We start from the raw sequence: 25,661 nt of genomic DNA on the forward strand, positions 1-25,661 counted from the left end.
CCCAGGACGCCTATTCCTGACGTTCCTGCCACACGATGGCGGCGAGGCAGAGCAGCGACAGGACCGCGATGATGACGGCAAAGCTGACCCCGGACGCCTTCAGGCCCCAATGTTGGGCGGCGAATCCGAGGCTCACCACCGGCAGCGAGATCGCCACGTAGGCCACCACGAAGTAGGTTGAGCTGACCTCGGCTCGCCGTTGCGTCGGTGTGCCTTCGACCACCGCGGCCAGGCCGCGACTGAAACTGATGCCCTGCCCGGCGCCGGCCACCATGGCCGCCAGGATCAGTCCCGGCAGAGATGAATACTGCAGCGCTACAGCAAGAATCACCATGCTGACGGCCAGGATCGCGCAACCCACCGCAACCGCTTTGCGGGGGTTGATGTGTCGGCCGGCCAGTTGGGCCGCGGCCGAAGCGACGAAAATCGATGAGGCCATGGCACCGGCCACCGCGTGGTTGGGGATGCCGATGACGTTGCTCATGAACGACGGCGCCACCGCGGAGAACAAACCCATGACCGCGAAGCCGGCGAAGGCCGCGGTGGCGGCGGTGAGAAACACCGGGCGGACCTCGGCGGGCACCGAAACTCGTTGTAGGCCGATACTGCCTGTGCGACTTGAGGTTTCCGGAACCAGCGCGACCGCGCCGATGGCCAGCAGGGCCAGGACGATGTGCACGACATAGGGCAGCTGCAGCGGGTGCGGGGCGTACTGCACCAGCAGTCCCGCCAGCAGCGGACCGAGGCCGAGGCCGGCGATATTGGCGATGGTGGCCCCGACTGCGGCCTTTTCCTGTTGCTCCGTCGGCACCGATTCGACAACCGCCGCTGTCGCGGTGCCGGTGAAGATTCCTGCCGACAGGCCCGACAGCAGCCGTCCGACCAACAGCAACGGGACGCTGTCGGCGACCAGGAACACCGCAGCGCTGGCAATCGCGGCCACGGCGCCGGCGATCAGTACGGGGCGCCGGCCGAGCGCGTCGGACCAGCCGCCGAACAGCAGCAGCGCGGCCAGCACGCCGATGGCATAGGCGGAGAAGATCACCGTGGTCGTCAACACCGCGAAATGCAGGTCCTGCGCGTACAGCGCATAGATCGGGGTGGGCAGGGTAGTGCCCAGCATGACCACGGCGAAAGCGTAGGCGAGCAGCGGAAATCCAAGGCGTGACGTCACGGGTTCAGTTTGCAGCACAGGTTTCGCAACACCCGAGTCGGCGGTGGGCATTCCGGACATGCCGGGAGGAGTCGCGCTCAGCCCGCGCTGGGAACGGTCAGTTGGAACCCGCTCAGGATTGCTTGCTTTGCTTTGACGAACTCAGGATTGGCCGGTTCAGCGGATGAGATGACCACCGTCGATACCCACACCTTGCCGTGGGGATCTTTGGCACCGACGATCAGACTTGTCGTGGGGCGACCGTCGATGACGTAGTCGACGGTCTCGCTGGGGTAACCGCACACGTAGCCCGTTACGGCATTGGTGATCGCTACCTTTTGTTTGATGCCGGCCTTCTCGTTGTAGATCGCTCCTAGTTCGTCGTCGGCGTCGCCGCTGACGTCAGCAAGAGTCACTACAGCGTTTGGGATGAAGTCGTTTGCTTGCAAATTCGGATTCAGAAGTGCGCCGCGGACTAATGCAGAGTTGTGCTCTGTCGAGGATTGCCATCCGGGCGGCTGCGGGATCGACAGTACTGGTTCGCCGGATGCGTGTGAAACCAAGGTGGTCAACGGATAGTCACCTTTTCTACATTGGCTGTTGGCCGGTGCGGCTGTAACAGTTGAGCTGGTAGAAGCTGATGAACCGGTGTTCGCAGTCGAATCATGAGATTCTGCAGCGCATGCGGATTGGGTTATTAGTGCGGTCGCTATCCAAGCTATTGCAAATGATTTCATCGCGAGCGAAATTGTCATTTCTTGTCGTATCTATAACGGAAGTAGCCGACCGCAAGTATGACGATCAGGATCGAACCCAATGCCAGTCCGGCCGCAATACTGCCCGTCCCTATCGACAGGAGCACGATCACCAGCAATGGCACGATCACCCAGTACAGCCACTTGTAGAACCTTCCTTTATCGGGATCGAGGAATATGCCGGCCCCTAGGGTGATTAACAGTGCTATCGCGAAGTATGAATCTGCATTTGATGGTGATGAAGTTCCGCTAGCCAAATAGATCATGCAATCCTTCTGAAATTCCGTGCCCGAGCTCCTTACCGAGCTCGCTGCCAGCTAGACCCCCGGCAATCGCGCCGATACCGGCGCCAACAACTCCGCCCGCCACTGTGCCCACGCCAGGGATGACACTGCCGAGGGCAGCGCCTGCGGCACCGCCTTCTTCTGCACCGACGGCGGCCCCTGCCCATCCTCCGGCGATGCTGCCTGCCGTTGCGGGAGCTACGTCGGTTGCAGCCTGCGCGACGGACTTACCTTCGTTACGTTCCTCGCCGTATTTGTTCCAACCGTTTACAGCCTCCATGCCCATGCCCAAGTAACCGAGGGGCTTTCCTACTTTTCCGATGGTCTCCCAGGACTCGGATGCACGTTCGGCGGCCCGATTGAGTTCACCCTGGGTTGGGCCGAGTCCGGATGCTTGTTTCGGAACCGCGGCATACTGGGACGCTTCTGAACCGGCACGCTCGATCCCGTCGCCCAAGTTGCCAATGTGGGTATCCATGTCGGGGCGTTTGTCCTGGGTGCCGTGCTCAACACCCGGCTCCGTTGGCTTGGGCGTGCTGTTTGGTTCTGTAGTCTTCGGCGGGGTGTTCGGATCGCCTGCTTTTGGCGGCGATATGCCATCTCCGGTGCTCGTCTTGATGAGAGTGGCAAACGCGGCGTCGGCAGCTTGTCCTTTGGAGAGGATGCTTGCGACGTCGGCCTGCAAGTCTGCGTATTTTTTCTCGGCTTGGGCCTTCGCCGCTTCGTCCATGTAGCTGGTGTCCGGCGGGCTCACAACACCGCTGTCAAGATTGACTGGACATTTGGGGTACGTGTCGGCGTAGTCCTCTAAGTGATAGATGTCGGCACGGAGCTTGAGCGCCTGCTGATGCTGATCACTAGCGGCAGAAGCCAGGTCGGTGTCTTTGACAGAGGAATGTTCGAATGTCTTCGCGGAATGCGCGAGTGCATCTTTCGCAGCAGTCGCAGCACCGCCCTCCCAGGTGGATACATCCTGAACTGCCTGCACTTCGGCACGCGCATTGGCGGAGCCACTCGCACGCTGGTTTGCCGCATCTTCGATTTCCTGGATGTACTCAGGCAGCTTCTTGAGGTCGGAGAGTGTTAATCCCATTGAGCCCGCCGCTTAGACGATGCTGTCGCTTGCAGCCGCGATTGCGTCATGGCCGTCGACATCGGTCTGGGTGTAGAGGACTGCGGCCGTGATGTGATTGTCGCTGTGGGTCAACAACTCTGCGTGGTGGGCTGCGGTCTCAGTTTCCCAATGTGCCAGTCGCTCGGCGAGCGCGGCACCTGTGGCGCTGCCACCGAGCGACATTGCCGTTGCCGACAGCGAGGCGTGTGCCGCTGCATGGGCCTCTCTAAGGTCAGAGGCAGTTGCATTGAGATGTGCGGCAGCAATACGCAGCTCTTCCGGTTGAACGCTGAGCCTGTCGGCCATCGTTGCTCCTCACCAAGTTGCGAACCGAACGCATTTGTTTCCAACCAAGGCTAACAGTGTTCGCAGGGGTGCCCCGTCGCCAAATTCTGGGCATTAAGCTGGGCGGATGGCCAAACTACAACTGGTTCAGGAGCCCTCCGCCGACGCGCTGCTGGAGTCGAATCCGTTCGCGTTGTTGGTCGGGATGATGCTCGATCAGCAGATTCCGATGGAAGTGGCATTCGCCGGGCCGAAGAAGCTCGAAGACCGTCTGGGTGGGTTGGATGCGGCCCAGATCGCCGATTACAACCCGGACAAGTTCGCCGCGATTTTCGCCGAAACCCCTGCGGTACACCGCTTTCCGGGTTCGATGGCCAAGCGGGTGCAGGCGTTGTCACAGGCCATCGTCGACCAATATGACGGTGACGCCGCGGCGTTGTGGACCGCAGGTGACCCCGACGGAGCCGAGGTGCTGCGTCGGCTCAAGGCGCTGCCTGGCTTCGGCGAGCAGAAGGCGAAGATCTTCGTGGCGCTGCTCGGCAAGCAATACGGCGTCGCGCCGCAAGGTTGGCGTAAGGCCGCCGGTGACTACGGCAAGCAGGGCACCCACATGTCGGTTGCCGACGTGGTCGACAAGGCCTCGCTGGACCAGGTTCGCGCCTACAAGAAGCAGATGAAGGCAGCCGCCAAAGAGGCAAAAGCCAAGGGCTGAATCTGTTTTGGTTCAGTATTGACTCTGCGCCCACGGCGACTTTTGTCGAGTAGAGGACGCCGTAGGCGCAGGATCAACGCGGGGCTTTACAGCGCGGGGCCGTCGAACCGCTCGCGCGTGGTGAACTCCGAGACCGGACGCCGGGTCAACTTCGTCACCTGCTTGGCCGGCTTGCCCAGTGGCAGCATGCACGCCACCGCGTAGTCGTCCGGGATGCCGAGCAGTTCGCGCACCGCGGGCTCCTGGGCCACCACCATGGTGGTCAGCACGCCACCGAAGCCTTCATTGCGTGCCGCGAGCAGGATGCCCCAGGCAAACGGATAGATCGACGCGCCGCTGATCACCCCGATACGGTCCAGGTATTGGTCGAACGCCGCAGCGACACCGAGATCCAGGCACACCACCAGGACCACCTGTGCGCCAAGAAGAGTGCCGGTGACCATGCCGTCGGGTACCGGGGTGGCCTCGATCACCGCGGGATCAACTCCGCAGGGCCGCAATGGGTTCCATGGCCCCTCTCCGGCGGCGATCTGCGCGATGTACTGCTTGGCGCCGGGCGCGGAAAGCTCTGCCAATCTCCTTCTGGTCTCGACATCGCGTACCGCGATGACTCGTGCGCCCTGGCGATTGCCGCCGCTGGGCGCGAACCGGGCGTTGTCCAGGATGCGGGTCAGAACCTCGTCGGACAGCGGGTCGCCGGTGAACTTGCGGACCGCTCCGGTTGTGCGCATTACGTCGTAGATCTCCATACCCATCATCATGCGTATGGGAAGGTGTTCAGTATGGCGAAAACACACTTGAATTGTCCGTGCGGCGAGGCGATCAGCGGCACCGACGAGGACGACCTGGTGACCAAGGCCCAGGAGCACCTCGCCGAGCAGCATCCCGGCCGTGAATACGATCGGGAAATGATCCTCTTCATGGCCTACTGAGCCGACAACAACACCGACAAAAGACAGCGAGCGTGCGTGCCGACCGGCACCCACGCTCGCTGTTGGCATCTTGAGAACCGTTACGGCACTACGGACGAACCGATGGTCGGCATGAACTGGCACTGCTTCTCGGTGGTGGTGACCTGACCGAAGATGGTCGACATGATGCTGCCTGAGCCGGTGTCGACGATGGCGGTCAGCGTGGTCGGACCCTGCGGGTTGATATCGGCCTGCGGGTGCAGCGTCGCGCTGCCAGATTTGCCGGTGGTCAGGTTGACCCAGGTGACGTTCAGCGGAAGCTTCTGCTCGGCTGCGGGTCCCGGCGTGCCGACCGCGGTGAACACGTAGGCCATCTGGCCGGGGCCGGGGCCGGGAGTCGGGATCTTGGCCGGGCCGGCCACCGAGAGTGCCGTCGCCAGGACATTTCCACCGTCGGCCAGGCAGCCGTTGCTGATCGACGGGTACATGAAGTCCTGCGTGATCGGTGCGCCCGGTCCGAGCGGCGACGTGCCGGCCGGAGCTGCAGCCGGCGTGGCCGGGCCTGGAGCAGGCGCGGGGGCGGCGGCGTCGGGAGCCGGATTGATCGGTGCCGCGGCCTGGGCCACTGCGGCTGAGGCCGGGGTCGCCGCGGGTGCGGCGGCCGGAGCTGCGGCAGGTGCCGCCTCGGGCGCCGGTGCCGACGCCGCGACGGGCACGGCGTCAACCGGGCCCACCGCGTGGACGGGGTCGACCCCGGCCGGTAGGTGAGCTTCGGTGCCAGGGATGGCGCCCGGAGCCGGGACGTGGGCCTGCGGGTCGGCGGCGAACTGGTTCACCGCGTTGGCCAGATTCTTCGAATCCGACGATGTCCCACTGTTTCCGGCGAACGCCTTGGCTGCTGCCATGAGCAGGTCCGTGGCGCCCGCCGGATCAGCGGCGGCCTGCTGGATGATCGGAGCGAGAGCCTGCATCGCCGGCAGGCCTGGTGCCTGCAGACTGTCGATCGGCAGTGGCAACGGCAACGCCGGCGCGGGATCAGCGTGGGCGACGGTCACGCCGCCCATCGTGAGTGCGGCGGACGCGCCGAGCGCGATGAACAGCTTCCTCGTCGATGGCATGACTCTCTCCGGTTTCGTAGCGGGTTTAGTTTCGTATCGGGTTATCTGTTTGCGAGGGAGATCACGGCAAGCCGCTGGTCGGGAAGATCAGCGGAGCCAGGCTGGTCAGGCTGGTGATTCCCGGGATGATGCCGTTAGCGGGTGCGGCAGCGGCGGCGGGAGCCGCTGCCACCGGCGCGAGGGCGGCGGGTGCGGCGAGCGGAGCGGTCGCGGCGGCCAGCGGGGCAGCAGCAGCCGGAGCAGCAGCAGCCAGCGGAGCCGTCGCAGCGTTGGCGGCGGCGGCCAACGGAGCGGTCAGCGGTGCGGCCGCAGCCACGGGCGCGGTGGCTGCCGGGACAGCCGCGGCGGCCGGCTGTGGCAGCAGGCCGGCGGGCAGCAGGCCGGTCAGGTCACCGGGGAAACTGATTTGTTGCGGCAACGGCACCGGCGAACCCGGGATCTGCGGAATATTGATGTTGGCCGACGGGATCAGGCCCTGGGCCGGGGACGCCGGGGCCGCAGCCACGGGCGCGGCGGCCGGAGCCGCCGGGGTTTGCGGCAGGGTGAACGACGCGGTGGCGCCGGGCGCGGCCGGAGCTGCCGGAGCGGTGGCCGGCTGGCCACTGGTCAGCGCCGAGGTGACGCCGGACAGCACCTGGGCCGGCGCCTGGGCGAGTTGGTTGACCACCGGCGCGGCGGCGGCGGCCGGGGCCGCCGGGGCCACGGGGGCGGGAATGGGGTCAGCGGCTGCGACGGCGCTGAGCGCCAGGGCTACCGGGACTGCGCCTGCGGCGGCAATCATGCTGGTAGCCAACAATTTTCCAGTCTTTCGATTGAGCATGGTGTGGGTCCTCCCGATCCAGTGGTGGCACGTCATGACTGAACGTATCGAGTTACTGGAGTGACTCAAGTGACACCTGTGGCATTTATGGAACCGTTACTGAGGAGACGGCATACGGTGACCGACCGTTACAGTCGTGCAATAAACACCGACACACGTTCCGTCACCCGCTGGGCGCCGCTGCTGCTGGTGCTCAGCGTCGCCGCGCGGTTGACGTGGACCTACCTGGTGCCCCACGGCGCCAACTTTGTCGACCTGCACGTCTATGTCGGCGGCTCGGCAACGATCGGCACCGGCCACCCGCTTTACGACTACGTCTACGCCGACCAGACCCCGGACTTCCCGCTGCCGTTCACCTATCCGCCGTTCGCCGCGGTGCTGTTCTATCCGTTGCACTTCCTGCCGTTCGGCGTGTTGTCGTTGCTGTGGCAGCTCGGGATCGTGGCGGCCCTGTACGGCGTGGCGTGGATCAGCCTGCGGTTCCTCGGTTCGGCTGATCCGGGTCACCGGCTGGCCATGGCGTGGACGGCACTCGGCATCTGGACCGAACCTCTGCGCAGCACCTTCGACTACGGCCAGATCAACGTCATCCTGGTGCTCGCGGTGCTGGTCGCGGCCTACAGCAGTCGCTGGTGGCTGTCGGGGTTGCTGGTCGGGGTGGCCGCCGGGGTCAAGCTGACGCCCGCCGTCACGGGCCTGTACCTGGTCGGAGTCCGGCGTTGGGGTGCCGCGGCGTTCTCGGTGTTGACGTTCGTCGGCACCATCGGGGTGTCCTGGCTCGTGCTGGGCGATCAAACCCGCTACTACTTCGCCGATCTGCTGGGCGATGCGAGCCGGGTGGGCCCGGTGGGCACGTCGTTCAATCAGTCGTGGCGAGGCGGGATTTCGCGGATCCTGGGCGACGACGCGGGCTACGGACCTCTGGTGATCGGCGCGGTGGTGCTGACTGCGGCGCTGGCGGTGCTGGCCTGGCGCGGCGTGTACCGCGACGATCGGCCGGACCGGCTGGCCGCGCTGCTGGTGGTCCAACTGTTCGGCTTGTTGCTGTCGCCGATCTCGTGGACCCACCACTGGGTCTGGCTGATCCCGCTGATGATCTGGCTGTGGCACGGCGCGCTACGCGATCGACGCGGGGCCCGTGTGCTGCGCTGGACCTGGCTGACGCTGGTGCTGGTCGGCGTGCCGTGGCTGTTGAGCTTTGCCCAGCCCACGATCTGGGTGATCAGCCGGCCGTGGTATCTGGCCTGGGCCGGGCTCATCTACCCGTTGGTGACACTGGCGACCCTGGGCTGGATGGCAGCTAGCGGACGATCGCGTTGATCTCGTCGGCCATCGCCATGTCCTTGTCGGTGATGCCACCCTCGGAGTGTGTGACGAGCGTGAAAGTGACTGTCCGCCAACGGATATCGATGTCGGGATGGTGGTCCTTGGACTCGGCGTGAATCGCCACGCGGCGGACCGCGTCGATACCGTCCAGGAATGCCGGGAACTTCACGGACTTGCGTAACGCACCGCCTGACCGTTCCCACCCTTCGGGGAGCGCGGCGTCGATGTATTCGTCGGTGAGAATGGCCATGAGTTCATTGTCCCGTCGACCATGGGCGATTACGAGGGATTCTCCGCGCCGCTTTCCACGGAGACCGCACGCGCGACGGGCAAGTAGCGTGTCCGAGGTGATCGTTGTCGCGGGCGCGCTCATTGCCGACGCCAAACTGCTGGTGGCTCAGCGCAATCGGCCGCCCGAACTGGCCGGCCTGTGGGAACTGCCCGGCGGCAAGGTGACGCCCGGCGAATCCGACGAGGACGCACTGGCGCGCGAACTGAGCGAGGAACTCGGCATCGAGGTGGCGGTCGGTCCGCAGCTGGGAGCTGACGTCGCACTGTCAGAGACGGCGACCTTGCGCGCCTACCGGGTCTCGACGCACCACACACCACAGCCGCACGACCACCGAGCACTGCGCTGGGTCGGCATCGACGAACTCGACGACCTGACCTGGGTCCCGGCGGACCGGGCGTGGCTGGCCGAACTGAAAGCCGCGCTGAGCGGTCAGTAACGCAACCCGTCGCGGACCACCCGGGTGGACGCCACGGCGGTGCCGTGCTGCGCGGTGTACAGCGGGTGCAGCAGTGCGGGGTACTTGCAATGCGGGCAAGCGGTCTTCGGCTTGTTCACCGTGGAGAACGCCAGATGGTGACACGCAGCACACCGCACCACGAAAAACCCGCCCGCCCAGTTCAGTAACCCGGCGAATATTGCGGCCGTGGCACCGAGGGCCAGCACCACCGCAACCAGGAGGGTCAACACTTCGTAGACCGTCATGATCGTCGACCTCCTCACACGCTGCCGGATGTACGTTTCAACCGTACGCGCGTGAAGTAATAGGTGCAGGTGAACAGGGGTTTATCAGGCCTTGCGGGCGCGCTTGTAGACCTTCTCCAGATCCTTGCCGTGAACCCCGTGATGGGCGGCCTTCTGGACCTTGTGCAGCACCAGGGGACAGCGCTTGCACCGGGGCTTGCTGCGGCAGCACTTCTTCTTGGGTTTTGCCCCGGCGAGCTTGCTGAGCTTCATCGGCGTCGAGTGTGGCAGGCCAGCATCGCGGTTTCGCAATCCGGCCCCCTCGCTGCGACAATCACCGACGTGAGTGAGCAGCCCAAATTCCGCAATGTCGCCATCGTCGCACACGTCGACCACGGCAAGACGACCCTCGTCGACGCGATGCTGCGGCAGTCCGGTGCGCTGACGCACCGCGGCGACGATGCCGTCGAGCGACTGATGGACTCCGGTGACCTGGAGAAGGAAAAGGGCATCACCATCCTGGCCAAGAACACCGCTGTGCACCGGCATCACGCGGACGGCACCATGACGGTGATCAACGTCATCGACACCCCGGGCCACGCTGACTTCGGTGGCGAGGTCGAGCGCGGGCTGTCGATGGTCGACGGCGTGGTGCTGCTGGTCGACGCTTCCGAGGGCCCGCTGCCGCAGACCCGGTTCGTGCTGCGTAAGGCGCTGGCTGCGCACCTGCCGGTGCTGCTGGTGGTCAACAAGACCGACCGGCCCGACGCGCGGATCGCCGAGGTGGTCGAGGAAAGCCACGACCTGCTGCTCGACGTTGCCTCCGACCTTGACGAGGAAGCTCAGGCCGCTGCAGAGAAGGCGCTGGACCTGCCGACGCTGTACGCCTCGGGTCGGGCCGGCATTGCGTCGACCGTCCAGCCCGCAAACGGCGAGAATCCTGATGGGGAGAACCTCGATCCGCTGTTCGACGTACTGCTCGAGCACATCCCGCCGCCGGCAGGTAACCCCGAAGCGCCGTTGCAGGCGCTGGTCACCAACCTCGATGCGTCGGCCTTCCTCGGCCGTCTGGCGCTGGTGCGCATCTACAACGGCAAGATCAAGAAGGGCCAGCAGGTCGCCTGGATGCGCGAGGTCGACGGTCATCCGGTGATCACCAACGCCAAGATCACCGAGCTTCTGGTCACCGAGGGTGTGGAACGCACTGCGACCGCGGAGGCGGTGGCCGGCGACATCGTGGCCGTCGCGGGTATGCCGGAGATCATGATCGGCGACACCCTGGCCGATGTCGACCACGCGCACGCGCTGCCCCGCATCACCGTCGACGAGCCGGCCATCTCGGTGACCATCGGCACCAACAGCTCCCCGCTGGCCGGCAAGGTCTCGGGCCACAAGCTGACGGCTCGAATGGTCAAGTCCCGCTTGGATTCTGAGCTCGTCGGTAACGTCTCGATCAAGGTCGTCGACATCGGCCGCCCGGACGCCTGGGAGGTCCAGGGTCGTGGCGAGCTGGCGTTGGCCGTGCTCGTCGAGCAGATGCGCCGCGAAGGCTTCGAGATGACCGTCGGTAAGCCCCAGGTGGTCACCCGCCAGGTGGACGGCAAGCTGCACGAGCCGTTCGAGGCCATGACCATCGACTGTCCCGACGAGTTCGTCGGCGCCATCACCCAGCTGATGGCCGCCCGCAAGGGCCGCATGGAAGAGATGACCAACCACGCCGCCGGCTGGGTGCGCATGGACTTCATCGTCCCCAGCCGTGGCCTGATCGGCTTCCGCACCGACTTCCTCACCCTGACCCGTGGCACCGGCATCGCCAACGCAGTGTTCGACGGCTACCGGCCGTGGGCCGGCGAGATCCGCGCCCGGCACACCGGTTCGCTGGTCTCCGACCGCACCGGTTCGGTGACGCCGTTCGCGATGATCCAGCTCGCCGACCGTGGCCAGTTCTTCGTCGAGCCGGGCCAGGACACCTATGAGGGTCAGGTCGTCGGCATCAACCCGCGTGCCGAGGACCTCGACATCAACGTCACCCGCGAGAAGAAGCTGACCAACATGCGCAGCTCGACCGCGGACGTGATGGAGACGCTGGCGCGGCCGCTGGAGCTGGGTCTGGAACAGGCCATGGAGTTCTGCGCCGAGGACGAGTGCGTCGAGGTGACGCCCGAGATCGTGCGCGTGCGCAAGGTCGAGCTGACCGCGAGCCTGCGGGCTCGAGCCAAAGCACGGGAGAAGGCGCGGGGATAGCTACCCTGAACGTCGTGCCGACCGCTTGCCGCCTTCTGACGACGACAGGCACGTTGTTGTCGGTGCTGGTCCTGGGGGGCTGCACTGTCAGCCCACCACCGGCCCCGCGCAGCACAGACACCACCAAGAGCATCGTGCCGCCCCCGCCGCGGGTGAACCAGATCATCATGGCGATCGACTGGATCGGCCCCGGATTCAATCCGCATCTGCTGTCCGATCAGTCGCCGGTCAATGCCGCGATAGCTTCGCTGGTATTGCCGAGTTCGTTCCGCCCGATCGCCGACCCTGCCTCGCCGTCGGGCTCGCGCTGGGAAATGGATCCGTCACTGCTGGTTTCGGCGGAGGTGACCAATCTGCATCCGTTCACGGTGACCTACAAGATCCGACCCGAGGCACAGTGGACCGACAACGCGCCGGTCGCCGCGGATGACTACTGGTACCTGTGGCGGCAGATGGTCAGCCAACCCGGTGTCGTCGACCCGGCCGGCTACGACCTGATCACCGGGGTGCAGTCGGTGGACGGCGGCAAGACAGCGGTGGTGACGTTCTCGCAGCCGTATCCAGCGTGGCGCGAAATGTTCAACAACATCGTTCCGGCACACATCGTCAAGGACGTCCCGGGCGAATTTGCGGCGGGGCTGGCCCGGGCGATGCCGGTGACCGCCGGCCAGTTCCGCGTCGAAAGCATCGATCCGCAGCGCGACGAGATCTTGTTGGCGCGTAACGACCGCTACTGGAGTGTGCCGGCGGTGCCCGACCGAATTCTGTTTCGGCGCGGGGGATCGGCTGCGGCCCTTGCTGATTCGATTCGGAACCGGGACACCCAGGTGGCCCAGGTGCACGGTGGGCAGGCGACGTTCGCGCAACTCGGGGCGATCCCGGATGTGCGTACCGCGCGCATCGTCACGCCGCGGGTGATGCAGTTGACGTTACGGGCCCAGCGCCCGGCGCTCGCCGATGTCCAGGTGCGCAAGTCGCTCCTCGGCCTGCTGGACGTGGGACTGTTGGCCGCCGTCGGCGCCGGCAGTGACAACACGGTCACGTTGGCGCAGGCGCAAGTGCGGTCGCCGTCCGATCCGGGTTACGTGCCCACCGCGCCGTCAGCGCTGGATCGTGGTGCGGCGCTTGATCTTTTGCGTCAGGCGGGCTACACCATCGACCAGGAGGCGACGCCGGCGCCGCCACCTCCGGTCGACCCGCAGACGCCGAGCACCCGCGGCCGAATTGCCAAGGACGGCAAGCAGTTGGGCCTGGTGATCGGTGTGGCCGCGAACGACCCGACGTCGGCGGCCGTCGCCAATACCGCGGCCGATCAGTTGCGCAACGTCGGCATCGCGGCGTCGGTGCTCGCGCTGGATCCAGTGGTGTTGTACGGCGAGGGCATGAACCGGGTGGACGCGATCGTCGGATGGCGCCATGCCGGTGGCGACTTGGCGACGGTGCTGGCTTCGCGTTACGGCTGTCCAGGATTGGAGGCGACGGCGGTATCCACCACCGGCGCGCCGACCCCGGTGGTGTCGACAACGAAAACCGCTGCGCCGCAATCGAGACCGAATGCGCCCTCAATAGCGAGGCCGACCGCCGCACCGACCACGCCGATGACCCCGACCACGGCGCCCAACTCGGCGTCGCTGGTGCCGCCGTTGCTCGGCGGCGAGCAGCTGGTGCAGGCTCCCAGTAACCTGACCGGCGTCTGCGATCAGTCCATCCAGCCGCAGATCAACGCGGCGCTGGACGGCAGTGCGAACGTGGCTGATGTGGTCAACGCGCTGGAACCCAAGTTGTGGAGCATGGAGACAGTGCTGCCGATCCTGCAAGACACCACAATCGTCGCTGCTGGGCCGACCGTGCAGAACGTCAGTCTGACCGGCGCGGTGCCCGTCGGCATCGTCGGCGATGCCGGTAAGTGGGTCAAGGTTCCCTGACCCACCCACCGGCATCGGCTGGGTGACTAGTTACTTGGCTTACTTGGCGCCATGGCCACTGTGACCGGCATTTCCACTGCCGCCCCGGTGGCTGTCCTTACCGTGACTGCTCTTGCCGCCCTTGGCATTTGACGAATCGGACGACGACGTCGAATCAGGCGAGGACGAGGTGCCGCCGGCAGTCGAGTCGCTGCCCGCCGGGGTGCTTGTGCCCGCCGGGGTACTGGCAGCGGCAGCGGCCTGCTTCTTGCCGCGGTCCTTCTTGGCCTTCGATGCCGTTGTCGCGGTGTCGGTCGTTGCCGCGGCGTCGGTCGTTGTCGCATCCGCGACTGCAGTCTTGGCGTCAGCCTTGGTTGCAGTGGTCTTCGTCGCGGGGGTGGTTGCGGCACTGGGGGTGGCTGCGGCCGCGGTGGCGGCTGCCGACAAGGTCAGCGACTTGGTCGAACTGGCCGGCAGCGCCGCCGCGGTCGAGGTCGGCTTGACCGCTGCTGCGGCTGCGGCTGCGGCACTGGAAGCACTGGTCTGGGCCAACGCCTGGGCGATGGTGGTGCGCACGTTGAGCAGGCCGGCGATGATTCCGTTGGGGCCGACCAACGTACCGATGACGGTCTTGGTGATGTTCACCGCGCTGTTCACCACGGCGTTGTAGACGTTGCCCAGGTTGCCGGACTTGATCGCGGCCCCGAGGGTGTCGATGCCGAGACCGACGGACTGCAATACGTTGGCAACCGGGCTGATCAGTCCGTTTGCCGCCACCTGAAGGATGACGCCCGGCAAGGCCTGGATGACGTTCGCTGCGGCGATGAACGGACCGGAGAGGATCTTGGTGAGCGTCAACTGTGGGCCGTAGAGATTGATGCCGAGGCCGACCAGCGGAGTCAGGATGTAGCCGAGTGCGGTTTCCCAATTGCCGGCCCTGGCGTACTGGACGAAGCTCTGGATAGAGCTCGGTATGTCTTGTGCCAGTCCGTTGAGGACCCCCGAGATCGCTGACTCGCCGGTGCTCAAGAGTTGCTTCACCGTGTTGATGGTCTGCGGGACGACCACACCGGCGATCGGGAACGGGTTGGCCGACAAGCCGCTGATGAGCTGTTGTACGTCGGTCACGGTGCTCTGCACGATCTGGCCGATGGCTGAGAACGGATTCACCAGGCTGGCCAGTTCAACCGAAGTGGTGACGCCGGGTAGGTCTGGCAGTGCGGGCATGTTGACGTGGTGCGGCGTCACCGTGACGGTGGTGGCGATGATCGCACTGGCGCCCAGTGCGGCAATGCCGGTGGTCAGTCGTGGCCGGACTGCAGTTTGCATTCGGTTCCCCTTGTTGCGGTGTGAGGCAGGACACGGCGGATATTACTCACGAGTAAGTGCAAATAGCGGCAAAGTCGGGATTACGCGTTAAATAATATATTTTCGCTATTTATGGCATCGCAGTGCCATAAATAGCTGGCACTCAATAAAACTTACTGGCGAGTAATTGCAGCAACCCAAACAACTAATTACTACTGTTTACCGGGCTCGGTGGTAGTGATCTTGTGGAGGCGCTGGAGCTGTGCTGATGGGCGGTCCTCGCTGGTGAAGCCATTGGCGGATCAGGCTCGTCGACGCCCCGGCGACGAGCCGCCTGTGGCTGTGGGCTAACTGTGGACTCCGTTTGCCGCAATTAACTCGTCGAGTTTCCGTACTGTTCGGCGGATCGATGCGCTCGGCGGTGCGATGGCTACTTGTCGCCGCGGCCGCCGCTGTTGCCTTTGTGATTGCCGGTGCTGTGACTGCCCTTGTCGGCCTTGTCGCTCTTGGTAGAGGTGTCGGTGGCCGGCGTCGAATTGCCGGCCGAGGATGACGACGCCGCGGTTGCCGACGAGGGATTTCCGCTCGCCGGCGTGCTGGCGGCCGCTTGCTTCTTGCCCCGGTCCTTTGTCGCCTTCGACGCGGTGATCGCGGTGGATTTTGCCGGGGGCGCCGCGGCGGTCGCTGCGGCCGCGGTTGCCGTGGTCGACAACGTCAGCGACTTGGCCGAGTTCGATGGGAGCGCTGCGGCGGCGGTGGGAGTTGGCTTGACTGCAGCGGTGGCTGCGGCGTGCGAAGTGCTGGTCTGGCTCAACGCCTGCGCGATGGTGAGCAACTGGCTGATGAGTCCGGTTTTACCGACCACTGAGGTGATGACCGTCTTCGTGATGCCCACCACCGCGTTGACGATATTGCCCAGATTGCCTGACTTCAGGGCGGTTTGGAGCGCGGTGACACCCGGAGCGACGGATTGCAACAGTTGGCTGACGGAGCCGATCAGTACCGCCTGCAGGATGACCGGTGGCACCGTCTTGATGGTGTTCGCCGTGGATAGGACGCTGTCCAGTGCGGACTGCCAGTTGCCCGCCTCTACCGATTGGAGGACGGTCTGAACTGCGCTCGAAAGGTCCTGATTGAGGCTGGTGCCAAGATCGGTGAGTGCGGACTGGCCGATGGTTACGAGTTGTTTCAGCGTGCTGACGGTTTGCGGGCCGACCAGAGCGGCGATCAACGGGTTGGACGTGAGTCCGGTGATGAATTGCCGTACGTCGGTCACGGTGGTCTGCAGGGTCTGGTCGATGGCCGATAGCGGGTTCACCAAGGCGGCCAGCTGAACAGAAGTCGTCACGCCGGGCAGTTGAGGGAATGCCGGTGCGGTGACGTGCTGGGGCATGGCGGAGACGGTGGTGGCAATGATCGCGCTGGCGCTCAGTGTGGCGATGCCGGAGGTGAGTCGCGGCCGGACGGTAATAGACATACTTTCCCCTTGCGACGGTGTGCGGCTGGACATGGCGGACATTACTCACGAGGGCGTCAATAAGGGTCAATTATTCAAGAATATTTTTTGCGATAAATATGTCATTGGATGTCACGAATAGCTGGCATCAAATAAAATGTGCAAATGCGTAAATATGGCAAATTACGCGACCAATTACTGGTGTTTGTCAAGTGGCGGTAGTGACTTGCGGAGGCCACCTGGGTCCGCTCGACGAGGGCATGTCCTGGGCGGATGCGAAGTGGGGACGCCTGCGGTGATCAACCGGGCCTGGCCGGTAGCTAACTGATGAACTTGGTGGCGATCGTTTAACTCGCCTCGCGTCGCCGTGCCCCTCGGGGCGCGGAATAACTAGTCGACCGTTTTGGTGGATAGCGCGCGGGCGGTGCTGTTCTGGGATTGCCGTCGGTCGATCAACAGCTGTATTCCATGGGCGGCGAAAGCCGACACCAGGAAAACCAACAGCAGCCATTCCGGGGGCCGGGCTATCTCCCAGGTGAACAATGTGGCGAAGGCCGGCGCTCGCTGGGTGACGGCCAGGACTCCCGCCGCGCACGTCAATGATGCCGCCGCTACCTCGACATGCGTGTGGGCAAAGCCGTTGACGATGATGGTGACTGCGGTCCCCGCTGCTGCTCCGGTGGCCAGTGCCGGCGTGATCATGCCGCCGACCGCACCGACCCGCAGGTACAACGCGGTGAGTAGGGGTTTGAGTGCGAACAGCGCCACGGCCGCGCCCAAGCCCACGTTATGGCCGGTGGTTTGGATCAGGATGCTGCGGCCGTTGCCCGGAAGCTCGGGGCGATAGATCGAACACAGTCCGATTGCCAAGCCGGCCAACGCAATTCCGGGGATCAGCAGCCAGGATTTGAGTTGAGGATTGGGTTTGGCCAACGCCATCAGCCGATTGAACGCCAGCCCGACCGCCGCTGCGCCCGGCGCGATCAACACCGCCAGTCCGATGAACAGGTACGACATCGACGCGTCCGGCCAGGTCAGTGGACGCTCGAAATGTGTGACCGGATGGGCCACCGCAACTGCCAGGCTGGAGGTGATCAGCGCGGTGCCGACCACCCGGGGGTGCCACGTCTTCAGCAGCACCCGGGCGGCGAAGAAGGCACCGCCCAACGGGACGCTGTACACCGCGCCCAGGCCGGCGCCCGCGGCGCAAGCCAAGAGAACTTCTCGGTCGCGGGCAGTCAACGAAAGCCGCCGCGTGGCCAGGTCGGTGAACGCGGCGGCCAACTGGCGTGGTGCGGTTTCCCGGCCCAACGATGCCCCGGAGCCGACCAGTGTCACCTGAAGCGCGGCATCGGCAATCTGCGAAAGATGAGCATGGCGGTCGGCCCGTCGTCGCAGTAGCCACCAGCCCGCGCCGACCAGTGCGCCGCCGAACACGGGAGCCAGCGCCCGCCGCATGGGCGTGGCGGCGCCCACACCGTCCAACAGGGTGCCGTCCAGATAGTGATAGGCGAGGTGTTCGACGGTATGCAGCAGTTCCGTGGTGATGATTCCGGCGACCCCGGCCAGCAGGCCCGCGAACAGCAGCGCGCAGCTGTACTCGATGGTGCGCCGCGTCACAGAGTGAATGTATGCCAGCCTTGGGTGTATGGAGACCCCACGGCTGTTGTTCGTTCATGCACATCCTGATGACGAGACGCTGACCAACGGCGCCACCATCGCGCACTACGCCTCGCTCGGTGCCGAGGTGCGGGTTCTGACCTGCACCATGGGCGAGGAGGGCGAGGTCATCGGATCGCAGTGGGCGCACCTGGTGGTCGATGAGGCAGATCAGCTGGGCGGTTACCGGATCGCCGAATTATCTTCGGCGCTAAGGGAATTGGGCATCGATCAGCCGCGCTACCTGGGTGGGGCCGGGTGCTGGCGGGACTCGGGCATGGTCGGGACGCCGGCGCGGCGCCAGCGGCGCTTCGCCGACGCCGACTGGGATGAGGTGGTCGGTCAGATGGTCGCGGTGCTGCGTGAGTTCCGCCCACATGTCGTCGTCACCTACGACCCCAACGGGGGCTATGGACACCCCGACCACATCCAGGCGCACCGGGTCACCACCGCCGGGGTGGCTGCGGCTGCCGGCGCGGATTACCCCGGCAAGCCGTGGCAGGTGCCCAAGTTCTATTGGACGGTGATGTCGCGCGACTCGCTGCTCGATGGCCTGAGAGTGTTGGCGGACATCGAGCTGCCGAACGGATGGCGCACGCTGCCGGTCGACAAGCTGGAATTCGAATTCGGGTACTCCGTCGACGCGATCGTGGAGGCGCCGGACAGCCTGTCGGCCAAGGTCGCCGCGATGCGGGCACATCGCACTCAGCTCACCGTCGAACCCGGTGGCCGGGCATTCGCGCTGTCGAACGGCATCGCCCTGCCGGTGGACGCCCTCGAGCATTACGTGTTGGCGGCCGGTAAGCGCGGGGCCGAGGGGATCGAGACAGACCTTCTGGCTGGGTTGGATCTGGCATTGCCACGTATCGAGGGGGAGTAGGGTGTCGCCCATGGACCCGGATCTCGACCCCAACTTGCAGCACTTGCAGGACCTCGGCGACAGCTACCAGTGGGTCGTCGGGTCCTTGGTCTCGCTGCTCGGCAGCATCCCCACCTGACGTCGCAGTTCACCGCGCCTACCGGATCACGGTGGGCGCGGTTTGTCGTACTGGGCGTGTTGGCCGTCGACGGCGTGTTCTCCGCAGTCGCCGGTGCGTTCTTTCTGCCGCTGTATCTCGGTCCGGTTCCGTTCCCGATCAGCGCAGTGCTCAGCGGGTTGGTGAATGCGGCCCTGGTCTGGGCGGCCATGCAGTGGACGTCATCGCCGCGGCAGGCGGCGCTGCCCTTGCTCGCCTGGTTGTTGACGGTGTTCTTGCTGGTTGTGGTCGGGCCATCGGTGGGATTGGTCATGGGCGGCTCGGGTGCCATGCAGGTCGCGCCGCTGCTGTTGATGGTCCTGGGCGCACTTCCGCCGGGACTGCTGTTGCGGCGGACGCGCTAGACCCTCGCGTCCAGCCGTCGAACCTTCGCCTGGACCTACAGTCGGCCGGCGACGAAATCGGCTGCCTGCGCGGCCTTTCCGGACTGCACGTAGGACAAGTGGGCGCCCATGTCCGCGCCGCCTTCCCAACAGATCGGGTCGCCCTCGTTGCACTGATCGATCGAGTTGGCGACCAACTGCGGCGCCAACACCGGCAATGGCCTTCCCGCGAGTGCGCCGGCGAAGCCGGTCCGCGGTGTACCGAACAGGGCGCTGGCCGCGACGTGGGTGGCGACCTGCGGTGTCACCGCGTTGGTCGCCCCTTCGATGATCGCCGCACCCTGGGAGTAGCCACCCAGGACGATCTTTGTGTTGGGGCAGTTGGCCGCGGTGGACTCGACCAGTGATCGTGCCGCGTCGATACCGGCAGGGACGCTGAACTGGAAGTCATTGCTGGCCGGGTAGTCGACCGCCGTGGCGTCGACGGTGCGTGGTGCTACCCGCGCACGCAGGTCATCGACAAAAGGACCGCCGACGCTGCCCAACCCTGGCGGCTCATTGGTGCCCCGGCCGAACACCACCTCGACATCGGAGCACGGCGTGGCGGCGGCCGGCGCAGCGGTAACTGTTGGAACGGCTGCGGTCAATGCTGCGAATACCAAGATCCATGCGGGCGTGCGGGTCATGGGAACCGATCGTAGGGCCACAAGTATTCGCAGGCGCGTGGCCACCAGCAGCTGATAAAGGACGCGGCGGTTCAGTCGAGTTCCACGACACGTCGGTCGCAGGCCGGATGACCTATTTAGCGGCGTGCCCGCCACTTCCGGTGCTCTTTTTCGCGCCGCCGCCCTTGCCGCTCTTGCTGGACTGCTTGGTTCCCTTGTCCGCCTTGACGTTGGCGTTGGCGTTGGCGTTGTTCGGCTGGGGATCGTCGCTCGACTGCGACGAGCCAGTTGCAGCGGTGGCGGTGGGCTTGGCCGCAGCCTTGGGCTGTTTCTTGGCCTTCGTCGTCTGGGTGTCGGTCGTGGTTTTGGGGTCGGTTGTGGTTTTGACGTCGGTTGTGGTCTTCGGGTCTGTGTTGGTTTTGGGGTCGGTTGTGGTTTTGACGTCAGTCGTTGACTTGGGGTCGCTCGTGGCTGGCGCTGCGCCCTTGGTCCCCGAGGCGGCGAGCGGCGCCTTTGTCTTGGTCGCGGCCGTCGGCTTGGCGGCTGCGGCTTTCGTCGCCGCGAACGGCAGCGGCGGCAAGGGCGGGAGGAAGCTGAGCGCCCAGTTCACCTCGGCCTGCACGAACCCTCGGATCGCGTTGCCGGTGTCGTTGATGAAATTGCTGATGCCGGCGCCGAGCCCGATCGTGCCGCCGATGACGTACGCCGTGTTGTAGACGCCGCTGGTGATCATGGGGCTGATCAGGGAGTAGTAGAAGATGCCGATCTGGTCGGATGCCACCCAGCCGACCCATGGCACCCAGCCGACGGCCCACTGTGCGGTTGAGACGCCCCAGTTGATCCACGGCAGGATGGTGTTGTAGCCGTTGATGATCGCGTTCTGAAGGTTCCCCCCGATGCTGCCGAGGGTCTGCGCGATCGATGCGGCCGCCGGCTCCGGGCTCGCCGTGGCGGCCAGGGCGCGCGGCGTGGTCTTCGTCGTAAGGGACGGAATCTGAGTTGCCGCAACGGGTGTTGGCGAGGGCGCGGTGGCGTGCTGCAACTGCTCGACGGCACCGAGCAGCCGCACCGCGAAAGCCCGTGCCGGGGCATCGGAGACCACTGCGACACGGTCGGCTGTAACCGCGCGCGGCGCTGACTGCGCGACGGCGGGCAATACGAGCGCTGTTGCCGCTGCTGCCGCCACCCCGGCGTTGAGGCGCGTACGAACTGAACTGGCCATTGCTGCTCCTACTGCCGATAGAGATGCGGGCAGCAGTTGAATCTACGCGCGTGTCAACGAACTCACCGGGAGGCCGGACCGGTGTCGGTCCGCGCTCTGACTGACTGTCGGGCGCCCAGTTACGACGCGGTGTTCGCCTTGGTGTTCTTGGCGGCGTGTTTCCCGGAGTGCTTGCCGTGATTGGTGTTCTCGGCGTCTTTGCCGGGCTGGGCGTTGTCCTTGGTGCTGCCGTTGTCGGAATTTTTTGGTGTGCGCTCGTCAGTGGCGTTGGTGGTCGGCTGCTGTTCGGCAGAGGCGGCTGCCTTGGCCGGCTTCTTGTTCTTCGTGACCTTTGCGTCCGAGTTGGTGATCGATGTGTTGGCCGCAGCTGCGGCCGGAGCCTTGGCCGCGGCCGCCTTCGCCGCGGCCGGTTTGGCGGCGGCGAGAATCGACAGTGGAGAGGTGATGAGTCCGGCGGCCCAGCTGATCTCGCCCTGGATGAAGCCGACCGCCGCGCCGACCGCTGTGTTGACGAAGCTCGCGAAGGAGGTGATCGGATCGCGCTGGAGGGCGACGACCATGGCGATGTTGTACACCGCGCCGCTGACGGTCTGCTCGATCGCGCCGGAGACCAAGCCGATCTGTGGTGCCAGTGCTTTGACGATGGGTATCGCGCCGAGGAGGTTAGGTTCTGCACCAACTGAATCCCGGCGGACACCACGCTCAGCACCCGGTAGTAGCCGTACAGGATGGCGGTGCCGGCAGCCGGGAAAATGTTGGGCACGCCGAAGGAGGCTGCGGCCGCGGGGACGGCAACGGCGGCCGGTGTGGTGGTGGCCGCCGCCGGGATTTGTTCGAGTGAGCTCAGCAGCCGTACCCCGAATGCCCGGGCCGGGGCATCGGAGACCATGGCGACGGTGTGGGTTGGCGGCAGGACCGGTCCAGCCGGCGTCACCGCTGGTAGCGCGATGGCGGTCGCGGCCAGGGCGGCCAGACCCGCCGTCGAATACGAGCGGACTGCGGTTCCCATATCGGCTCCCTCGAGGTCTGTAGTCCCCTTCTGCCTGGAACTTACTGTGCCGTCAATTGTCGGCGCCGGGTTTGAACAACTTTTGTGCAGGCGCGTCGTAAGGACACTTTGGGATGGCGACTACTGTGACCGGTATGCGTAGGTCGCGGCCGGTGTGGCGGATGAATTTCGTCTGTTCAGGGGTTATGCGGGAGTGGCTCTGAACCCCCAGCACGGCGTCGATCTGCCCAATCCGCTCATTCCGCCCATCCCTGTCGGCTCCGCCGCGATGCGACGGGTGCTGCGGCGTGCCCGCGACGGCGTGGCCCTGAACGTCGACGAGGCGGCCATCGCGATGACAGCCCGCGGCGACGATCTGGCTGATCTGTGTGCCAGCGCGGCACGGGTGCGCGATGCCGGGTTGGAAGCGGCCGGTCGCCGCGGCGCTAATGGGCGGCTGCCGGTCAGCTATTCGCGCAAGGTGTTCATCCCGGTCACCCATCTGTGCCGGGACACTTGCCACTACTGCACGTTCGTCACTGTGCCCGGCAAGCTGCGCGCCCGCGGCCTGGGCATGTACATGGAGCCCGACGAGATTCTCGACGTGGCCCGCCGCGGCGCCGAGTTGGGTTGCAAGGAGGCGCTTTTCACCCTGGGTGATCGGCCCGAGGCGCGTTGGGACGAGGCCCGGCAGTGGCTCGACGAACGTGGTTATGACTCCACCCTGGATTACGTGCGCGCCATGGCCATCCGGGTGCTCGAAGAGACCGGGCTGCTGCCGCACCTGAACCCCGGCGTCATGAGTTGGTCGGAGCTCTCACGGCTCAAGCCGGTGGCGCCGTCGATGGGCATGATGCTCGAGACGACATCGCGGCGACTGTTCGAGACCAAGGGCGAGGCGCATTACGGCAGCCCGGACAAGGACCCGGTGGTGCGGTTGCGCACCCTCGATGACGCAGGTCGGCTGTCGATCCCGTTCACCACCGGCCTGTTGGTGGGCATCGGCGAGACGCTGACCGAGCGTGCTGAGACCATGCACGCTATCCGCAAGTCGCACAAGGCGTTCGGGCACGTCCAGGAAGTCATCGTGCAGAACTTCCGGGCCAAGGACCACACCGCCATGGCCGCGGTGCCCGACACCGGTATCGCTGACTTCCTGGCGACTGTGGCCGTCACCCGTTTGGTGCTGGGGCCCAAGATGCGGGTGCAGGCACCGCCGAACCTGGTGTCGCGGGAAGAGTGCCTGGCGTTGATCGGTGCCGGTGTCGATGACTGGGGTGGGGTGTCGCCGCTGACTCCCGACCACGTCAACCCCGAGCGCCCGTGGCCGGCATTGGACGAATTGGCCGCCGTCACCGCCGAAGCCGGTTACGACCTGGTGCAACGCCTGACCGCGCAGCCGACCTATGTACAGGCCGGTGTGGCGTGGATCGACCCGCGGGTGCGCGGACACGTCGAAGCGCTGGCCGCCGACGACGGATTGGCACTGGATGTCAATCCCGTCGGCCGGCCCTGGCAGGAACCCGACGAGGCGTCGGAGTCGTTGGGGCGTACCGACCTGCACACCGCCATCGACTCCGAAGGCCGTCTCACCGAGACTCGCAGCGATCTGGGCAGTGCGTTCGGCGACTGGGAATCCATCCGCGAGAAGGTCTCCGAGCTTGCCGCTCGGGCGCCCGAGCGGATCGACACCGATGTGCTGGCGGCGTTGCGCTCGGCCGAGAAGAACCCGGCCGGCTGCTCTGACGACGAATACCTGGCACTGGCCACCGCAGACGGTCCAGCGCTGGAGGCCATTGCCGCTCTTGCCGATTCGCTGCGGCGCGAGGCTGTCGGTGACGACGTGACCTTCGTGGTGAATCGGAACATCAACTTCACCAACATCTGCTACACCGGCTGCCGGTTCTGCGCGTTCGCGCAGCGCAAGGGCGACGCCGATGCCTACTCGCTATCCACGGACGATGTCGCCGAGCGTGCGTGGGAGGCCCATGTCGCCGGCGCTACCGAGGTCTGCATGCAGGGCGGTATCGACCCCGAGCTGCCGGTCACCGGCTACGCCGATTTGGTACGCGCGGTCAAGGCCCGGGTGCCGTCGATGCATGTACACGCGTTCTCGCCGATGGAGATCGCCAACGGCGTCACTCGCAGCGGGCTGTCGGTGCGCGAGTGGCTGACGTCGCTGCGCGAGGCCGGGCTGGGCTCGATTCCCGGTACCGCCGCGGAGATCCTCGATGACGAGGTGCGCTGGGTGCTGACCAAGGGCAAGCTGCCGACCTCGGAATGGATCGACGTGGTGACCACTGCGCACGAGGTGGGGCTGCCGTCGAGCTCGACCATGATGTACGGGCATGTCGATACTCCGAAGCACTGGGTCGGGCACCTGAACGTGCTGCGGTCGATCCAGGACCGGACCGGTGGGTTCACCGAGTTCGTGCCGCTGCCGTTCGTGCACCAGTCCTCGCCGCTGTACCTGGCTGGTGGCGCGCGGCCGGGGCCGACCCACCGGGACAATCGCGCGGTGCACGCATTGGCGCGGATCATGTTGCACGGCAGGATCTCTCACATCCAGACGTCGTGGGTCAAGCTCGGCGTCGAGCGCACCCGGGTGATGCTGCGCGGCGGTGCCAATGACCTGGGCGGCACCTTGATGGAGGAGACCATCTCGCGGATGGCCGGCTCGGAGAACGGTTCGGCGAAGTCGGTCGAGGAACTGGTGGAGATCGCCTCCGGTATCGGCCGGCCGGCCCGCCAGCGCACCACCACCTACACCGAGCGTGCCGCCTAGCTTTCCTGCCCGTTTGGTGTGAGCGTGCGGGTCTGCGTGCGACACGCCGCACCGGTCGTGCGGTTTGTGCGCGCCCTCAGGTTCCGGGTGCCACGCTTGGACACATGAACACCATCGGTGACATCCCCGCGCACCCGTTCTTCGTCCACTTCATCGTGGTTTTGGCGCCGCTGACCGCGATTCTGCTGATTTTGTGCGCGGTCTGGACTGCCGCGCGCGAGCGTCTGGTGTGGTTGGTATTGGCACTGTCGGTGGTGCTGACGGTGCTGACGCCGCTGACCACCGAGGCCGGTGAATGGCTGGAGCATCAGCAGAAGGATCAGATTTCGCCGATCTTGCACCAGCACACCGAACTCGGCGACACTGCGATCTACTTCGTGCTCGGTCTGTTGCTGATGTCGTTGGCGCTGGCCTTCTTGCACCGCTGGGGCTCGCGGTTGGGGGAGCGACGGGGCTTGGCGGGCATCGTGGTGGCGGTGTTGACCGTGGTGATCGCTGTGGCGACGATCTATCAAGTCGTACAGATCGGTGACTCCGGTGCTCACGCGGTGTGGGGCACCGGGTCGTAGATCACCGAGATCGACGAAAGGGCCGCTTCTACTGGAAAGAAGGGGCCCTT

Annotated in this window: 27 protein-coding genes; 10 read left to right on the plus strand and 17 right to left on the minus strand. The window is 65.5% G+C overall.

The annotated features are described in order from the left end of the window. Positions 1-10: 10 nt before the first annotated feature. The 5 genes from ABIA30_RS13270 to ABIA30_RS13290 form a co-directional block, all read right to left on the minus strand. Positions 11-1,225: an MFS transporter gene (locus tag ABIA30_RS13270; protein WP_370066320.1), complete on the minus strand. Its 1,215-nt coding sequence runs from the start codon at positions 1,223-1,225 to the stop codon at positions 11-13. Between the two features lie 26 nt (positions 1,226-1,251). After that, a complete protein-coding gene (locus tag ABIA30_RS13275; RefSeq protein WP_370065966.1) occupies positions 1,252-1,725 on the minus strand; it encodes an LpqN/LpqT family lipoprotein in 474 nt (157 codons plus the stop codon). Between the two features lie 179 nt (positions 1,726-1,904). Then, positions 1,905-2,174: a hypothetical protein gene (locus ABIA30_RS13280; RefSeq protein WP_370065968.1), complete on the minus strand. Its 270-nt coding sequence runs from the start codon at positions 2,172-2,174 to the stop codon at positions 1,905-1,907. Next, positions 2,158-3,285: a hypothetical protein gene (locus tag ABIA30_RS13285; protein ID WP_370065970.1), complete on the minus strand. Its 1,128-nt coding sequence runs from the start codon at positions 3,283-3,285 to the stop codon at positions 2,158-2,160. Before ABIA30_RS13285 ends, ABIA30_RS13280 begins: the two co-directional genes overlap by 17 nt. A gap of 12 nt (positions 3,286-3,297) precedes the next feature. Next, on the minus strand, positions 3,298-3,612 hold the full coding sequence (locus ABIA30_RS13290; protein WP_370065972.1) for a type VII secretion target: 315 nt from the start codon (positions 3,610-3,612) through the stop codon (positions 3,298-3,300). 106 nt (positions 3,613-3,718) lie between these two features. On the opposite strand from ABIA30_RS13290, the gene ABIA30_RS13295 reads away from it, so the two are divergent. After that, entirely contained in the window at positions 3,719-4,303 is a 585-nt protein-coding gene (locus ABIA30_RS13295) for an HhH-GPD-type base excision DNA repair protein (protein WP_370065974.1), read from the plus strand. An 86-nt stretch (positions 4,304-4,389) separates the two neighbouring features. Here ABIA30_RS13295 and ABIA30_RS13300 read toward each other — a convergent pair whose 3' ends face one another. Further along, entirely contained in the window at positions 4,390-5,052 is a 663-nt protein-coding gene (locus ABIA30_RS13300) for a nitroreductase family protein (RefSeq protein WP_370065976.1), read from the minus strand. A gap of 33 nt (positions 5,053-5,085) precedes the next feature. Between ABIA30_RS13300 and ABIA30_RS13305 the strand changes: the two genes are divergently transcribed. Then, the gene (locus ABIA30_RS13305) at positions 5,086-5,235 is read left to right on the plus strand and encodes a DUF1059 domain-containing protein (protein WP_370065978.1); all 150 of its coding nucleotides are present in this window, start codon (positions 5,086-5,088) and stop codon (positions 5,233-5,235) included. A gap of 80 nt (positions 5,236-5,315) precedes the next feature. Here the strand turns inward: ABIA30_RS13305 and ABIA30_RS13310 are convergent, their stop codons facing one another. Further along, entirely contained in the window at positions 5,316-6,332 is a 1,017-nt protein-coding gene (locus ABIA30_RS13310) for a hypothetical protein (protein WP_370065980.1), read from the minus strand. 61 nt (positions 6,333-6,393) lie between these two features. Continuing rightward, entirely contained in the window at positions 6,394-7,113 is a 720-nt protein-coding gene (locus ABIA30_RS13315; RefSeq protein ID WP_370065982.1) for a hypothetical protein, read from the minus strand. Positions 7,114-7,269: 156 nt separating this feature from the next. Here ABIA30_RS13315 and ABIA30_RS13320 point away from each other — a divergent pair, with 156 nt between their 5' ends. Further along, positions 7,270-8,472, plus strand: coding sequence for a mannosyltransferase (locus tag ABIA30_RS13320; RefSeq protein ID WP_370065984.1), 1,203 nt, complete (start codon positions 7,270-7,272; stop codon positions 8,470-8,472). Here ABIA30_RS13320 and ABIA30_RS13325 read toward each other — a convergent pair. Continuing rightward, on the minus strand, positions 8,453-8,728 hold the full coding sequence (locus ABIA30_RS13325) for a 4a-hydroxytetrahydrobiopterin dehydratase (RefSeq protein ID WP_370065986.1): 276 nt from the start codon (positions 8,726-8,728) through the stop codon (positions 8,453-8,455). The genes ABIA30_RS13320 and ABIA30_RS13325 overlap by 20 nt on opposite strands. Before the next feature lie 88 nt (positions 8,729-8,816). On the opposite strand from ABIA30_RS13325, the gene ABIA30_RS13330 reads away from it, so the two are divergent. Continuing rightward, positions 8,817-9,206 carry a (deoxy)nucleoside triphosphate pyrophosphohydrolase gene (locus ABIA30_RS13330; protein WP_370065988.1) on the plus strand — a complete coding sequence of 130 codons (390 nt, stop codon included), beginning with the start codon at positions 8,817-8,819 and terminating at the stop codon, positions 9,204-9,206. Here the strand turns inward: ABIA30_RS13330 and ABIA30_RS13335 are convergent. Together ABIA30_RS13335 and ABIA30_RS13340 are read right to left on the minus strand one after the other, a co-directional pair. Then, positions 9,200-9,472: a hypothetical protein gene (locus ABIA30_RS13335; protein ID WP_370065990.1), complete on the minus strand. Its 273-nt coding sequence runs from the start codon at positions 9,470-9,472 to the stop codon at positions 9,200-9,202. The two genes, ABIA30_RS13330 and ABIA30_RS13335, sit on opposite strands and share 7 nt — an antisense overlap. Before the next feature lie 84 nt (positions 9,473-9,556). Beyond that, complete coding sequence (locus ABIA30_RS13340) at positions 9,557-9,724, minus strand: hypothetical protein (RefSeq protein WP_370065992.1); 168 nt, start codon at positions 9,722-9,724, stop codon at positions 9,557-9,559. Positions 9,725-9,793: 69 nt separating this feature from the next. Here ABIA30_RS13340 and typA point away from each other — a divergent pair, with 69 nt between their 5' ends. Further along, the gene (gene typA / locus ABIA30_RS13345; protein ID WP_370065994.1) at positions 9,794-11,695 is read left to right on the plus strand and encodes a translational GTPase TypA; all 1,902 of its coding nucleotides are present in this window, start codon (positions 9,794-9,796) and stop codon (positions 11,693-11,695) included. A 5-nt stretch (positions 11,696-11,700) separates the two neighbouring features. Beyond that, positions 11,701-13,620, plus strand: coding sequence for an ABC transporter family substrate-binding protein (locus ABIA30_RS13350; RefSeq protein ID WP_370066322.1), 1,920 nt, complete (start codon positions 11,701-11,703; stop codon positions 13,618-13,620). Positions 13,621-13,659: 39 nt separating this feature from the next. On the opposite strand, the gene ABIA30_RS13355 is transcribed toward ABIA30_RS13350, so the two are convergent. The 3 genes from ABIA30_RS13355 to ABIA30_RS13365 all read right to left on the minus strand — a co-directional run bounded on the left by ABIA30_RS13355 (position 13,660) and on the right by ABIA30_RS13365 (position 17,983). Then, positions 13,660-14,928: a hypothetical protein gene (locus tag ABIA30_RS13355; protein ID WP_370065996.1), complete on the minus strand. Its 1,269-nt coding sequence runs from the start codon at positions 14,926-14,928 to the stop codon at positions 13,660-13,662. A gap of 409 nt (positions 14,929-15,337) precedes the next feature. Further along, positions 15,338-16,384, minus strand: coding sequence for a hypothetical protein (locus ABIA30_RS13360; protein WP_370065998.1), 1,047 nt, complete (start codon positions 16,382-16,384; stop codon positions 15,338-15,340). Positions 16,385-16,753: 369 nt separating this feature from the next. After that, positions 16,754-17,983 carry a chloride channel protein gene (locus ABIA30_RS13365; RefSeq protein WP_370066000.1) on the minus strand — a complete coding sequence of 410 codons (1,230 nt, stop codon included), beginning with the start codon at positions 17,981-17,983 and terminating at the stop codon, positions 16,754-16,756. Between the two features lie 28 nt (positions 17,984-18,011). On the opposite strand from ABIA30_RS13365, the gene mshB reads away from it, so the two are divergent. After that, positions 18,012-18,902, plus strand: coding sequence for an N-acetyl-1-D-myo-inositol-2-amino-2-deoxy-alpha-D-glucopyranoside deacetylase (gene mshB, locus ABIA30_RS13370; RefSeq protein ID WP_370066002.1), 891 nt, complete (start codon positions 18,012-18,014; stop codon positions 18,900-18,902). A 69-nt stretch (positions 18,903-18,971) separates the two neighbouring features. Then, positions 18,972-19,403, plus strand: coding sequence for a hypothetical protein (locus ABIA30_RS13375; protein WP_370066004.1), 432 nt, complete (start codon positions 18,972-18,974; stop codon positions 19,401-19,403). A 35-nt stretch (positions 19,404-19,438) separates the two neighbouring features. On the opposite strand, the gene ABIA30_RS13380 is transcribed toward ABIA30_RS13375, so the two are convergent. The 3 genes from ABIA30_RS13380 to ABIA30_RS13390 all read right to left on the minus strand — a co-directional run bounded on the left by ABIA30_RS13380 (position 19,439) and on the right by ABIA30_RS13390 (position 21,883). Further along, entirely contained in the window at positions 19,439-20,068 is a 630-nt protein-coding gene (locus ABIA30_RS13380) for a cutinase family protein (RefSeq protein ID WP_370066006.1), read from the minus strand. A 112-nt stretch (positions 20,069-20,180) separates the two neighbouring features. Further along, positions 20,181-21,269, minus strand: coding sequence for a hypothetical protein (locus ABIA30_RS13385; protein ID WP_370066008.1), 1,089 nt, complete (start codon positions 21,267-21,269; stop codon positions 20,181-20,183). A 119-nt stretch (positions 21,270-21,388) separates the two neighbouring features. Then, a complete protein-coding gene (locus ABIA30_RS13390; protein ID WP_370066010.1) occupies positions 21,389-21,883 on the minus strand; it encodes a hypothetical protein in 495 nt (164 codons plus the stop codon). Positions 21,884-22,546: 663 nt separating this feature from the next. Here ABIA30_RS13390 and ABIA30_RS13395 point away from each other — a divergent pair. Next, on the plus strand, positions 22,547-25,042 hold the full coding sequence (locus ABIA30_RS13395) for a bifunctional FO biosynthesis protein CofGH (RefSeq protein ID WP_370066324.1): 2,496 nt from the start codon (positions 22,547-22,549) through the stop codon (positions 25,040-25,042). A 104-nt stretch (positions 25,043-25,146) separates the two neighbouring features. Continuing rightward, on the plus strand, positions 25,147-25,611 hold the full coding sequence (locus ABIA30_RS13400; RefSeq protein ID WP_370066012.1) for a DUF2231 domain-containing protein: 465 nt from the start codon (positions 25,147-25,149) through the stop codon (positions 25,609-25,611). Positions 25,612-25,661: the final 50 nt, after the last annotated feature.

This window comes from Mycobacterium sp. MAA66 (assembly GCF_041261665.1).
Lineage (GTDB): Bacteria > Actinomycetota > Actinomycetes > Mycobacteriales > Mycobacteriaceae > Mycobacterium.